12 protein-coding genes are annotated in these 12,332 nt (G+C 74.4%); 7 read left to right on the plus strand and 5 right to left on the minus strand.

Annotation, left to right across the window (positions count from 1 at the left end; genetic code table 11):
* Window positions 1-153 precede the first annotated feature (153 nt).
* Together O7612_RS08735 and O7612_RS08740 are read right to left on the minus strand one after the other, a co-directional pair.
* On the minus strand, window positions 154-534 hold the full coding sequence (locus tag O7612_RS08735; RefSeq protein ID WP_282272089.1) for a VOC family protein: 381 nt from the start codon (window positions 532-534) through the stop codon (window positions 154-156).
* A gap of 88 nt (window positions 535-622) precedes the next feature.
* Window positions 623-1,204 carry a GNAT family N-acetyltransferase gene (locus O7612_RS08740; RefSeq protein WP_282272091.1) on the minus strand — a complete coding sequence of 194 codons (582 nt, stop codon included), beginning with the start codon at window positions 1,202-1,204 and terminating at the stop codon, window positions 623-625.
* Window positions 1,205-1,240: 36 nt separating this feature from the next.
* On the opposite strand from O7612_RS08740, the gene O7612_RS08745 reads away from it, so the two are divergent.
* Window positions 1,241-2,551, plus strand: coding sequence for a glycosyltransferase 87 family protein (locus tag O7612_RS08745; protein WP_282272093.1), 1,311 nt, complete (start codon window positions 1,241-1,243; stop codon window positions 2,549-2,551).
* Here the strand turns inward: O7612_RS08745 and O7612_RS08750 are convergent.
* A complete protein-coding gene (locus O7612_RS08750; protein WP_282272095.1) occupies window positions 2,450-3,001 on the minus strand; it encodes a GNAT family N-acetyltransferase in 552 nt (183 codons plus the stop codon). The genes O7612_RS08745 and O7612_RS08750 overlap by 102 nt on opposite strands.
* 78 nt (window positions 3,002-3,079) lie before the next feature.
* Between O7612_RS08750 and O7612_RS08755 the strand changes: the two genes are divergently transcribed.
* From O7612_RS08755 to O7612_RS08775, 5 genes are all read left to right on the plus strand, one after another.
* The gene (locus tag O7612_RS08755; protein ID WP_282272096.1) at window positions 3,080-4,309 is read left to right on the plus strand and encodes a crosslink repair DNA glycosylase YcaQ family protein; all 1,230 of its coding nucleotides are present in this window, start codon (window positions 3,080-3,082) and stop codon (window positions 4,307-4,309) included.
* 61 nt (window positions 4,310-4,370) lie between these two features.
* Entirely contained in the window at window positions 4,371-4,928 is a 558-nt protein-coding gene (locus O7612_RS08760; RefSeq protein ID WP_282273848.1) for a DUF2752 domain-containing protein, read from the plus strand.
* Between the two features lie 134 nt (window positions 4,929-5,062).
* Window positions 5,063-5,806 (plus strand): FAD-dependent thymidylate synthase, encoded by a 744-nt coding sequence (gene thyX, locus O7612_RS08765; RefSeq protein ID WP_282273849.1) that lies wholly within the window; start codon window positions 5,063-5,065, stop codon window positions 5,804-5,806.
* A gap of 46 nt (window positions 5,807-5,852) precedes the next feature.
* Window positions 5,853-6,779, plus strand: a complete 927-nt coding sequence (gene dapA / locus O7612_RS08770) for a 4-hydroxy-tetrahydrodipicolinate synthase (RefSeq protein WP_282272098.1) — start codon at window positions 5,853-5,855, stop codon at window positions 6,777-6,779.
* 52 nt (window positions 6,780-6,831) lie between these two features.
* On the plus strand, window positions 6,832-8,520 hold the full coding sequence (locus O7612_RS08775) for a ribonuclease J (protein WP_067302660.1): 1,689 nt from the start codon (window positions 6,832-6,834) through the stop codon (window positions 8,518-8,520).
* Between the two features lie 79 nt (window positions 8,521-8,599).
* Here the strand turns inward: O7612_RS08775 and O7612_RS08780 are convergent, their stop codons facing one another.
* On the minus strand, window positions 8,600-9,604 hold the full coding sequence (locus tag O7612_RS08780; RefSeq protein WP_282272101.1) for a hypothetical protein: 1,005 nt from the start codon (window positions 9,602-9,604) through the stop codon (window positions 8,600-8,602).
* 288 nt (window positions 9,605-9,892) lie between these two features.
* The gene (locus tag O7612_RS08785; protein ID WP_282272103.1) at window positions 9,893-10,777 is read right to left on the minus strand and encodes a helix-turn-helix transcriptional regulator; all 885 of its coding nucleotides are present in this window, start codon (window positions 10,775-10,777) and stop codon (window positions 9,893-9,895) included.
* Between the two features lie 185 nt (window positions 10,778-10,962).
* On the opposite strand from O7612_RS08785, the gene O7612_RS08790 reads away from it, so the two are divergent.
* Complete coding sequence (locus tag O7612_RS08790; RefSeq protein ID WP_282272105.1) at window positions 10,963-12,201, plus strand: S1 family peptidase; 1,239 nt, start codon at window positions 10,963-10,965, stop codon at window positions 12,199-12,201.
* The last annotated feature ends 131 nt before the right edge of the window (window positions 12,202-12,332 follow it).

Below are 12,332 nucleotides of genomic sequence, written 5' to 3' on the forward strand. Positions count from 1 at the left end.
CGCCGCGCCGTAACGCGCCCCGCCCCGCTGTCCGGCCGCGCCGCCCCGCTGTCCGGCCGCGCCGCCCCGCTGTCCGGCCGCGCCGTACCCCGCCCCGCCGAGCGGCAGAGCGGGCCGTGGTCGCCGAACTCCGCCGCTGAGCCCTCGGCGGTGTCACTCCTGCTCGATCACCGACAGGATGTTGCCGGCCGGGTCGGTGAACCAGGCGATCGTCGGCCCGTTGTCGCGCATGATCCCCCGGTCGTCCTGCGGGAACCCCGGGTACCGGGCGAACCGCACCCCCCGCGCGGTCAGCTCGTCGACGGCCCGGTCGACGTCGGGGACCGGGAAGTTGAGCACGGTGAACGTCGCCGGCACGTGGTCGGCCTTCGGGTAGACCACCACGTCCCGGCCGCCGGCCAGGTGCAGCCTCAGCAGCCCGCCGGGGCCGCCGAGCTGCGACACCCGCAGGTCGAGGGTGCCGGCGTAGAAGTCCCGCGCCCGGTCGGTGTCGTCGGCCGAGAACCCGCTGAACGCCTTCGTCTCCCGGAACATGCTCGTCTCCCTCGTTGCCGCCCGTATCCTGACGGTCTACCAGGTGGGGCCGACACGACCGGCCGCGACGCGGCGGACCGGCTCGGGGTCAGGGCGTGTCGGCCGGCTCGGCGGGGACCGCCACGTGCAGCCGTACCTGGCCGACGAGCATGTCGTCGACGTCCAGCGCGCGGGCCGCGCCGTCCGGCTCCCAGCCGGTGCTGGTGAGGAACCGGCGGGTCGCCTCGTCCCCGTCGAACGCCCAGGCCACCGCGTGGGTGAACCCGTCGGCCCGCCAGCCGTCCACGACGGCGGCGAGCAGCCGGCTGCCGTGCCCGCGTCGGCCCCAGCGCGGTTCGACCAGCAGGTCGGTCACCGCCGCCACCCCGGCCCCCAGCGCCGCCGGCGGCTCGCCCGGGGCGAGCGCTTCGGCGTCCGCCGGCCCGGAAGCCGCGAAACCCACCAGATAGGATTGCTCGGCCTGTTCCACGGCGACGAGCACCCGGTGCGTGGCCGAGGGCGGCTCCTGCACCGCGGCGCTCCACCGCCGGGCGAGCCACGCCTCGTCCAGGTTGTCGAGCACGTGCCGGGGCAGCAGTCGACGGTACGCGACCCGCCAGGTCGCGAGCTGCACACGGGCGATCTCGGCGGCGTCCTCCGGACGCGCCGGGCGGACGAACCCCAGAGCCATGGCACGAAAGCCTAGGCCACAGCGAGGGAGACGACGGTGGCGCAGGGTGCCAGGCGGACGACCGGGCAGGTCGTCGCGGTGGTGGTGCTCGCCGTCGCGGTGACCGCCTTCCTGTCCGTGGCGGCCGTCCGGCACGGTTTCTTCGACCTCAAGGTCTACTACGGGGCGCTGCACTTCTGGGTCCACGACCACGGCGAGATCTACGACTACCTCAAGCCCGGCACCCAGTACGGCTTCACCTACCCGCCCTTCGCGGCCCTGGTGATGCTCCCGATGGCGTACCTGCCGTGGCCGGTGGCGATCGCCGTCAGCGTGGCGGCCACGGTGGTGGTCAGCGCGGTGCTGGTCTGGTGGCTGCTCGACCCGGTCGCCCGGCGGGCCGGCTGGACCCGCTGGTTCACCCTGGCGGTGGCGCTCTGCCTGGCCGCCGCGTTCGAGCCGATGCGCGAGACGGTCAACTTCGGCCAGGTCAACATGCTGCTGCTCTTCCTGGTGGCGGTGGACCTGCTGCGGCTGCTGCCGGCCGGCAACCGGTGGGCCGGGGTCGGCATCGGGCTGGCCACCGCGATCAAGCTGACCCCGGGCGTCTTCATCGTCTATCTGCTGGTCACCCGGCGGTTCCGGGCCGCCGGTACCGCGGTGGCCGCCGCGGCGGCGGCCACGCTGCTCGCCGCCGGTCTCTTCCCCGACGCCGCCCGGGAGTTCTGGACGTCGGCGCTGTGGAACACCGACCGGGTGGGCGAGCTGGCGTTCGTGTCCAACCAGTCGCTGCGCGGGGTGGTGGCCCGGCTGAATCCGGAACATCCGAGCACCCTGGCCTGGCTGACCCTGGTGTTGCTCACCCTGGTCGTCTGGGCCTGGCGCTGCCGGGCCGCCGTGGCGGTCGGCGACGAGGCCACCGGGCTGGCGCTGACCGGCGCGGTGATGTGCCTGGTCAGCCCGGTCACCTGGGTGCACCACCTGGTCTGGCTGATCCCGGCGCTGATCCTGCTGGTCGACAATGCCGTCGCCGCCCCCGCCGGCGGCCTGCGGCGGCGGGCGCTGCTCGCCCTGGCGGCGGTCGGCTACGCGCTGCTGTGCAGCCGGATCGTCTGGGCCTGGGAGAAGGACTTCACCGGGGTCACCGGCTTCCTGGGCAGCAACACCTACGTCTGGATCAGCCTCGCGTTGCTGGTGCTGCTGCCGGTCCGGGCCTGGGCCGCCCCGGTCGGCGGCCGGGGTGACGGGCCGTCGAGCCCGGTCGGGTCAGCCGGGGAGCCGGCCGGTGTAGCGCAGCTCGTCGAGGTGGACCGGGGGTCCGCCGCCGGCCAGCGGCACCGGGTAGCGGGACCGTCGGCCGTCGGCTGACAGGCCGGCCCGCTCGTAGAACCGGCGGGCGCGGGCGTTGTCGGCCAGCACCCAGACCCGGTACTCCCGCCAGCCGCGTGCCGCCAGGCCGTCCCGGGCGGCGGCGAGCAGGGTCCGCGCGGTGCCGTCGCCCCAGTGCGCCGGCTCCACGTAGATCGCCAGCAGTTCGCCGTACGTCGGGTCGAGGTCGCCCCGGTCCTGGTTCCTGCGGTACGGGCCGAACGTGGTGAACCCGGCCGGCACCCCGTCGATCTCGGCGAGCAGGGTGGTGAACGGGTGCTCCGGGTCCGCGGTGCCCAGGTCCCGTCGGCGCTGCGCCCAGGCCACCGGGTTGAGCCGGGCCAGCACCTCGGCCGGCATGAAGCCGGCGTACCCGGCCTGCCAGCCGTGGATGTGCACCCGGGCGATCGCCTCGGCGTCGTCCGGCTCCTCGCGGCGGATAGTGAGCATGTGTCCGTTCTATGCCCCGGCGGGCGTTCGGTCCAGTACCCGGTCCGGTGTCGTACCGCTGGTCTAGGGTCGTCGGCGATGGCCGCACCGGAATCGCTCTCGCTCGCCCAGGCCCGGCGGATGGCGCTCGCCGCCCAGGGTTTCGCCGACCCGCCGCCCACCGGGGCGCCCACCCGCCGGCACCTGCGCCGGGTGCTCGACCGGGTCGGGTTGATCCAGATGGATTCGGTCAACGTGCTGCAACGCGCGCACTACCTGCCGCTCTACAGCCGGCTCGGCCCGTACCCGACGAGCCTGCTCGACACCGCCGCCTACCGTCCGCCCCGGGAGCTGTTCGAGTACTGGGGACACGAGGCGTCCCTGGTGCCGGTGGGGCTGCACGCCGCGTTGCGCTGGCGGATGGCCAAGGCCCGCGACGACGCCTGGGGCGGGATGCGGCGGATCGCCCAGGAGCAGCCCGAGCTGGTCGCCTGGGTCCGCGACGAGGTGGCCGACCGGGGGCCGCTGACCGCCGCCGAGATCGAGCACGACGCGCCCCGGGAGACCGGCAACTGGGGGTGGAACTGGTCGGCGGTGAAGCGGGCGCTGGAGTTCCTGTTCTGGGCCGGGGAGGTCACCGCCGCCACCCGTACCCCCTCCTTCGCCCGCCGGTACGACCTGCCCGCACGGGTGCTGCCGGCGGCCGTGCTGGACGCGCCCACGCCGACCGACGCCGAGGCGTACCGCACCCTGGTCGCGGTGGCGGCCCGGTCGCTCGGGGTGGCCGCCGAGCCGGAGCTGCGGGACTACTTCCGGCTCCCGTTGGCCGGCGCCCGGCAGGCCGTCGCCGAGCTGGTCGAGGCCGGTGAGCTGGTGCCGGTGACGGTGCCGGGGTGGCGGCAGCCGGCCTGGCGGCACGTCGACGCCCGGCTGCCCCGCTGGGTGCGGGTCAACACCCTGGTCAGCCCGTTCGACCCGCTGGTCTGGGAGCGGGCCCGCACCGAGCGGCTGTTCGGCTTCGGCTACCGGATCGAGATCTACGTGCCGGCCGCGCAGCGGGTGCACGGCTACTACGTGCTGCCGTTCCTGCAGGGCGAGCGGTTCACCGCCCGGGTCGACCTCAAGGCCGACCGGAAGGCCGGGGTGCTGCTGGTGCCGGCGGCCTGGCAGGAGCCCGGCGTCGACCCGGGGGAGACGGCCGTCGCGCTCGCCGCCGAGCTGCGCCGGCTCGCCGGCTGGCTCGGTCTGGACGCGGTCGCCCCACCGGCGGCGGGCGACCTGGCGGCCCCGCTCGCCGCCGCGCTGCATCGTCTCACCGGTGTACCGTGAGGTCGTGACGAGCGTTGACGGGCCGACCGGGCCGAGCCGGTCGGGGCAGGACACCGATCCGATGCCGCCCGGCTCCTGGTCGGCCGGGCCGGGCCGGACAGCGCAGGGCACCGACCCGGTGCCGCCCGCCCCCTGGTCGGCCGGGCCGCCCGTGGCCTGGCAGCAGCCCGAGCCGGACCGGCTGACCCGTCTCGTGGTCCGGCTCTACGACCGTTCGCCACGGTGGGCGGTGCCGCTGGCCGCGCTCGGCTGTGTCGGTGCCGGGATGGCGTACGCGCTGATGAGCGGCCCGACCACCAGCGACCCGGACGCCCCACCGAGCTGCCTGCTCAAGCTCACCACCGGGCTGGACTGTCCGGGCTGCGGGGGCACCCGGGCGCTGTGGTACCTGCTGCACGCCGACCTGCCGGCCGCCGCCCGGCACCACTTCCTCTTCGTCTTCGCGGTGCCGTTCCTGGCCTACCTCTTCGTCGCCTGGGCCGGTAAGCAGGCGTTCGGCTGGCGGCTGCCCGAGCTGCGGCTCAGCTCCCCGGTGATCGGCGGTTTCCTCGCCGTCTGGATGGCCTTCTCGGTGGTGCGCAACCTGCCCTGGGCACCGTTCACCGCCCTCTACGTCTGATCCGCCGTCCCCGGGGAGACGTTGGCCACCCGTCGCCGCCCCCGGGTCGAACTGTCCATGATCTCGCTGGTCAGCGCGGTGGCCCGGGTTTCCCCGCGGTCCGTCGGGCCACTACAGTCGCAGGAATGCCGGAGATGGTGCAGCCCCAGGTGCAGTTGATCGCGTGGACCCAGTTCCAGGCCCCCGACGACGTGCCGTGGTCGACCGACGCCGAGGGCGGCCAGGCGCTCGCCGAGTTCGCCGGCCGGGCCTGCTACCAGAGCTGGTCCAAGCCGAACCCGGCGACCGCCACCAACGCCGGCTACCTGGCGCACATCCTGGAGGTCGGTCACCTGTCGGTGCTGGAGCACGGCAGCGTGACGTTCTACTTCACCGGGGTGTCCCGCTCGTTCACCCACGAGCTGATCCGGCACCGGCACTTCTCCTACTCCCAGCTCTCCCAGCGCTACGTCCCGGAGCGGGACGCGGCGATGGTCGAGCCGGCGGTGATCGCCGACGACCCGGAGCTGCACAAGCGGTTCGTCGAGGCCGCCGAGGCGAGCGTCCGGGCGTACACCGAGCTGCTGGAGGGGCTGGAGCAGCGGTTCGCCGACGAGCCCAACCCGACGCTGCGGCGCAAGCAGGCCCGGCAGGCGGCGCGGGCGGTGCTGCCCAACGCCACCGAGACCCGGATCGTGGTCACCGGCAACTACCGGGCCTGGCGGCACTTCATCGGGATGCGGGCCACCGAGCACGCCGACGTGGAGATCCGCGAGCTGGCCGTGGAGTGCCTGCGGCAGCTCCAGCGGGTCGCCCCGAACGTGTTCGCCGATTTCGTGGTCGCCACCCTGCCCGACGGCACCGAGGTGGCGACGAGCCCGTACGCACAGCTGTCCTGAGCCCTTCCCCACCGGACGTCCGGTGCTCGTCCGCTAGGTTGTGAGCATGACGCACGACCACCCTGCCGCCCCCGACCGGGCCACCCCCCGTCCCTTCGGGCGACTGCTCACCGCGCTGGTGACCCCGTTCACCGCCGACGGCTCCCTCGACCTCGACGGCGTGGCGCGGCTGGCGACATACCTCGTCGACGAGCAGGGCAACGACGCGCTGGTGGTCAACGGCACCACCGGTGAGTCGCCGACCACCACGGACGCGGAGAAGGAGTCCCTGGTCCGGGCGGTGGTGGAGGCGGTCGGTGACCGGGCGCAGGTGGTGGCCGGGGTGGGCACCAACGACACCCGGCACACCATCGAGCTGGCCGCCACGGCGGAGAAGGCCGGGGCGCACGGCCTGCTGGTCGTGACGCCGTACTACAGCAAGCCGCCGCAGCGCGGCCTGCTGCGGCACTTCACCGCGGTCGCCGACGGCACCGGGTTGCCGGTGATGGTGTACGACATCCCGCACCGTGCCGGGGTGCCGATCGAGACCGAGACGCTGGTGCGGCTCGCCGCGCACGAGCGGATCGTCGCGGTCAAGGACGCCAAGGGCGACCTGACCGCCACCAGTTGGGTGACCAGCCGCACCGACCTCGCCTTCTACAGCGGCGACGACGCGCTGACCCTGCCCACCCTGGCGGTCGGCGGGGTCGGGCTGGTCGGCACCTCGACCCACTTCACCGGCGCGCTCGCCAAGCGGATGATCGAGGCGTACGAGGCGGGGGACACCGGCACGGCGCTGACCCTGCACCGGCGGCTGCTGCCGCTGTTCACCGGGATCTTCCGCAGCCCGGGGACCATCCTGGTGAAGGCGGGCCTGAACGCGATGGGCCTGCCCGCCGGGCCGGTGCGTCCGCCGCTGGCAGACGCCACCGACGACGAACTGGCCCTGCTGCGCGCGGACTGCGTGGCGGCGGGCCTGGACCTGCCCGAATGACCGAACGACACGACGGACGCCGGGTTACGGCGTCGCAGAATGAGGTGGACGCGTGACCGAGGCGCAATTCGAGGGTGAACTGCCCCCGCCACTGCCCGAGGGCGGCCTGCGGATCATCCCGCTCGGCGGACTCGGTGCCATCGGTCGGAACATGACCGTCTTCGAGTACGACGGCAAGCTGCTGATCGTCGACTGCGGGGTGCTCTTCCCCGACGTCGAGCAGCCCGGCGTGGACCTGATCCTGCCCGACTTCGGGCCGATCCTGGACCGGCTGGCCGACGTGCAGGCGATCGTGCTGACCCACGGTCACGAGGACCACATCGGCGCGGTGCCGTACCTGCTCGCCCACAAGCCGGACATCCCCCTGGTCGGCTCCCAGTTCACCCTGGCCCTGGTCGAGGCCAAGCTGGCCGAGCGGCGGATCCAGCCCTACACGCTGACCGTGCGGGAGGGTGGTCGGGAGCGGCTGGGTCCGTTCGAGTGCGAGTTCTTCGCGGTCAACCACTCGATCCCGGACGCGCTCGCGGTGGCCGTGCGTACCCCCGCCGGCCTGGTGCTGCACACCGGCGACTTCAAGATGGACCAGCTCCCGCTGGACGGCCGGATCACCGACCTGGCCGGCTTCGCCCGGCTCGGCGCGGAGGGCGTCGACCTGCTGCTGTCGGACTCCACCAACGCCGAGATCCCCGGTTTCGTCACCCCGGAGCGGGAGATCGGGCCGGTGCTCGACTCGATCTTCGCGAAGGCACGGGGACGGATCATCGTCGCCTCGTTCGCCTCGCACGTGCACCGGGTGCAGCAGGTCTTCGACTCGGCGCTGGAACACGGCCGCAAGGTGGCGCTGATCGGCCGGTCGATGGTCCGCAACATGGGCATCGCCCGTGACCTCGGCCTGCTCAACATCCCGGCCGGGCTGGTGATCGGGATCGAGGAGGCCACCACGCTGCCGCCCGACCAGATCGTGCTGATGTCCACCGGGTCGCAGGGTGAGCCGATGAGCGCGCTGGGCCGGATGGCGAGCGGCGACCACCGGCACATCACGATCGCCCCCGGTGACACCGTCGTGTTGGCCTCCTCGCTGGTCCCCGGCAACGAGACCTCGGTCTACCGGGTGATCAACCGGTTGGCCCGGGCCGGCGCGGTGGTGGTGCACAAGGACGTGGCCAAGGTGCACGTCTCCGGGCACGCCCCGGCCGGCGAGCTGCTCTACCTGCTCAACGTCGTGCGGCCGAGCAACCTGATGCCGGTGCACGGCGAGTGGCGGCACCTGCGGGCGCACGCCCGGCTCGGCATCGAGTCCGGTGTCGCCCCGGACCGGGTGGTCATCTGCGAGGACGGCGACGTGGTCGACCTGGTCGAGGGCCGGGCCAGCGTGGTGGGGCACGTGAAGAGCCGGTACGTCTACGTCGACGGCCTGGCCGTGGGCGACGTCAGCGAGTCGCTGCTCACCGAGCGGCGGATCCTCGGCGACGGCGGGTTCATCGCCACCACCGTGGTGGTCGACTCGGTCACCGGCAAGGTGGTGGCCGGTCCGACCCTGTCGGCGAAGGGCTTCTCCGAGGACCCGGCCGCGTTCAACCCGGTGATCCCGCTGGTCACCGAGGCGCTCAACCGGGCCGCCGCGGACGGCGTCACCGATCCGCACCAGCTCCAGCAGATCGTCCGGCGCACCGTGGGGCGCTGGGTCAACGACGCGTACCGCCGCCGTCCGATGATCGTCCCGACCGTCGTGGAGGTCTGAGCGGGGTCGTCGTACCGACAGCGTTGCGGGCCGGCCGCCGTCGTCACGACGGCGGCCGGCCCGCGCACCTGCGGTGCGTTCAGCGGTGGTGCAGGGTGGCCGCGATCAGGTTGGGATCGGTCGCGGTGGTGTAGGCGGCGCTGGCCACCAGGAGGGTGTGCCCGCGTACGGCCACCGAGGTCGGGTTCTGGAGCCCGTCGGCACCGGTCAGCAGGGTCCGGGTCCGCCCGTCGCGGTCGATGCCCACCACCGTGTTCGGGCCGTTGAGGGCGGCGACCACCAGGCCGTCGGGGGCGAAGGTGAAGTCGTCCAGGCCGACCAGGCCGGTCGCCCTGGTCTCCACCCTCCCGGCCCGGCCCTGCCGCAGCGGGATCCGCAGCAGGGTGCCCTGGTCCAGGTTGGTCACCCAGACCGCACCGCCGCGCACCTTGACGCCGTTGACGCCGAGGAACCCCGTCGCGGCGAGCGCGGACGCCGACGACCAGACCCGGGCGGCACCGCCGGCCAGCGGAACGGTCGAGACGGTGCCGAGCACCGAGTCGGTGACGTAGAACGTCCTGCTCGCCGGGTCGAGGGCGAGGCCGTTCGGTAGCCCTGCCGCCGGCAGCGCGGCGATCCGCCGGGGCTGCTGGCCGGGCGGCATCCGGTAGAGGCCGGTGCTGGCGGCGTCGCCGCTGGCGTACAGGAAGTAGAGCGTGCCGTCACCGGTCCGGACGAGGCCGGTGGTCAGCGCGAAGCCGAGCACGGGGGTGGCGACGCCGCCGTCGGCCGGGGCCGGCAGGGTGGCCAGCACCCGGGTCCGTCCGGCCCGGTCGACGGCGGCGACCTGCCGGGCCGCCGCGAACGTGAGGTAGGCCGTGCCGTCGGGGCCGAGCGCGATGTTCTCCGGTAGCTGCCCCTTGGCCAGGTCGAAGTGGGTCACGATCCGCGCCGCCGGGGCCGACCGGGCAGGGACGACGGGAGCCGACCGGGCCGGGGTGACGGCGGCGGTCGGGGTGCTCGCCGGTGCCGGATCCGCCCACGGTACGACCAGGGTGCCGGCCGCCGCGACGGCCACCGCGAGGGTGAGGATTCTTCTGCGCATGGTTCGTCCTTCTGGTGAGGGGTCCGCGAGTGGACCCGGTATCGGGCGTGGACGATCCGGCACCCGTTCGGGTGCCCTCGTCCTACGGTGTCGCCGCGGCGTCGGCCGACCGGACCGTCGGGTCGGTCGCCGGCCCGCCGGGCCGGAGGGGACGGCAGCACCACGCTGCCGCCGGTGGGGCGGCGGCGGGTCGGCCGTGGGCGGGTGGGCAGCGGGCCCGCCGTGGGTGGGCAGGAACCCGTCAGCCGCAGGTGGGCGGGGAGGCCCGCCGTCGGTGGGTGACGGCGGTCAGCCGTGGGTGGGCAGCGGCTGCCGGACGGTGGCGCGGCCGGTGACCGCGGCGTGCACGAGCAGCGTCATCGCCGCCTGCGACGGGGAACCCGGTGCGGTGGTGGCGACGACGACCGCCTGGTCGTCCCCGGTCCGCAGGGTCTGTTGGGTGACGGTCAGCTCGCCGACCACCGGGTGCCGCATCGTGTAGCCGGCGGCGCCGCCGGCCTTGACCCGGTGGTCGGCCCACCCGGCGGCGAACTCGGGGCTGCGGACCGCCAGCTCGCCGACCAGGGCGGCGAGCAACGGGTCCGCCGGGTGCTGCCCGGAGGCCATCCGTAGGGTCGCCACCACCGCCCGTGCCTTGGTCGGCCAGTCGACGTACAGGTCACGGGTGTGCGCGTCGAGGAAGACCAGCCGCGCCATGTTGGGCCGCCGGTCCGGCCGGTCCACCACCGCCGGGTCCAGGTGACCGGCGAAGAGGGCGTGCCCGGCGGTGTTCCAGGCCAGCACGTCGAGCCGCCGGCCGAGCACCAGCACGGGCACGTCCCCGAGCGCGGCGACGAGCTGGCGTACGGCCGGGTCGATCCGCTCCGGCGGCGGCCGGCGGGCGGCCGGACGTCGGTGCCCGGCGGCCAGCCCGGTCAGGTGGTGGCGTTCCGTGTCGTCGAGGCGCAGCGCCCGGCTGAGCGCGTCCAGCACCTCGGGTGAGGCGTTGGTGGCCTGCCCCTGCTCCAGCCGGGCGTAGTACGAGGCGCTCACCCCGGCCAGCAGGGCCAGCTCCTCCCGGCGCAGCCCGGGAACGCGCCGCCGCCCGCCGTAGGTGGCCACCCCGGCCTCCTCCGGGCTGAGCCGGGAGCGGCGCGAGCGGAGGAACTCGCCGAGCTGTCCTGATGCCTGCATGACTCCCAGTATCGGCACCGGCCACCCGGCCAACCACACCCTGTCAGGGGTAGGCAGGGCGGCCGGGAGCGTGACGGCGCGGACACGTTCCGTCGATATGTGTGGATCTGCTCAACCGGGCGGTGTCCGTTTCCGTACCTCTGTCCGGCGGGCGTACCCCGCGTCGGCCGGGAGGAGCATGACGGATGGACCGCAGACGGATGACAGCGATCGGCGTCGTGCTGGCGGCAGCGGGCCTGACGGCGGCGGTGACCCTGCCGTCGTTCGCCGGTGACCAGGGCACGCCGAACGCCGGTGGAGCCGACGCGAGGGCCACCGGCGGGGTGGCCCCCGAGGTGGTGGACGCCCTCAGCCGCGACCTGCGGATCAGCCGGGACCAGGCGGTCCGGCGGCTGGCCGCCGAACAGCAGGCCGCCGGGCGGCTGGCCGGGCTGCGGGCCGCGCTCGGCGACGCCTACGGCGGGGCCTGGATCAGCGGCGACGGGTCGACCCTCAACGTGGCGGTCGCCGACCCCGCCAGGGCCGACCGGGTCCGGGCCGCCGGTGCGGTGCCCAGGCAGGTCGACCGTGCGGTCGGCGAGTTGGACGCGGCCAAGAGCCGGCTCGACTCGGCGGGCCGGCAGGCCTCGCCGGCCATCACCGGCTGGTACGTGGACGTCGCCACGAACTCGGTGGTGGTGCTCGCCCAGCCGGGTGCCGAGGCGCGGGCCCGCCGGTGGGCGGCGGGCAGCGGGGCACCGGCCGACGCGGTGCGGATCACCACCTCCCGGGAGCAGCCGCGCCCCCTGTTCGACCTGGTCGGTGGCGAGCCGTTCTTCATCAACGACGTGGGGCGCTGCTCGATCGGCTTCTCGGTGGTGGGCGGGTTCGTCACCGCCGGGCACTGTGGTCGGGTCGGCGACCGGACCACCGGCTTCAACCAGGCCCGGCAGGGCGTCTTCGCGGCGTCGTCGTTCCCCGGGGACGACTGGGCGTTCGTGCGCACCAACGGCCAGTGGACCCCGCAGGGGGTGGTGAGCGACTTCAACGGCGGCGTGGTGCCGGTCAACGGCTCCACCGAGGTGCCGGCCGGCGCGTCGATCTGCCGTTCCGGTTCCACCACGGGGGCCCGCTGCGGTGTCGTCCAGGCCCGCAACGCCACCGTGAACTATCCGGAGGGGACCGTCACCGGGCTGACCCGCACCGACGTCTGCGCCGAGCCGGGCGACTCCGGTGGCTCGTGGATCTCCGGCGACCAGGCGCAGGGCGTCACCTCCGGCGGCTCCGGTGACTGCACCGTCGGCGGGGTCACCTTCTTCCAGCCGGTCAACGAGATCCTCCAGCGCAACAACCTGACCCTGGTGACCGCCAACGGCCAGCAGGACGCGCAGCCGCGGGTGAACACCCGGCAGCGGGCACGGACCGCCGGCGCGGCGGTGCGCTGACCTCCCGCCCCGGACCCGGCCGCCGTCGGCGTGGCCGGGCCGGGGCCACCGGTACCGCGGCCCCCGACCCCCACCGCCCGGTGGTCGGGGGCCGCTCCGGGTCCGACCCCGACTGGTCGTGCCCGGCCCCG

Source organism: Micromonospora sp. WMMD987, assembly GCF_029581435.1.
Lineage (GTDB): Bacteria > Actinomycetota > Actinomycetes > Mycobacteriales > Micromonosporaceae > Micromonospora > Micromonospora rifamycinica.

Bases quoted from the DNA above. Each gene is read 5' to 3' on its own strand.
- O7612_RS08755 (WP_282272096.1), top strand. From the start codon at position 3,080: ATGGCCGCACCGGAATCGCTCTCGCTCGCCCAGGCCCGGCGGATGGCG.
- O7612_RS08760 (WP_282273848.1), top strand. From the start codon at position 4,371: ATGCCGCCCGGCTCCTGGTCGGCCGGGCCGGGCCGGACAGCGCAGGGC.
- thyX (WP_282273849.1), top strand. From the start codon at position 5,063: ATGGTGCAGCCCCAGGTGCAGTTGATCGCGTGGACCCAGTTCCAGGCC.
- O7612_RS08740 (WP_282272091.1), bottom strand. From the start codon at position 1,204: ATGGCTCTGGGGTTCGTCCGCCCGGCGCGTCCGGAGGACGCCGCCGAG.
- O7612_RS08735 (WP_282272089.1), bottom strand. From the start codon at position 534: ATGTTCCGGGAGACGAAGGCGTTCAGCGGGTTCTCGGCCGACGACACC.
- O7612_RS08790 (WP_282272105.1), top strand. From the start codon at position 10,963: ATGGACCGCAGACGGATGACAGCGATCGGCGTCGTGCTGGCGGCAGCG.
- dapA (WP_282272098.1), top strand. From the start codon at position 5,853: ATGACGCACGACCACCCTGCCGCCCCCGACCGGGCCACCCCCCGTCCC.
- O7612_RS08785 (WP_282272103.1), bottom strand. From the start codon at position 10,777: ATGCAGGCATCAGGACAGCTCGGCGAGTTCCTCCGCTCGCGCCGCTCC.
- O7612_RS08780 (WP_282272101.1), bottom strand. From the start codon at position 9,604: ATGCGCAGAAGAATCCTCACCCTCGCGGTGGCCGTCGCGGCGGCCGGC.
- O7612_RS08750 (WP_282272095.1), bottom strand. From the start codon at position 3,001: ATGCTCACTATCCGCCGCGAGGAGCCGGACGACGCCGAGGCGATCGCC.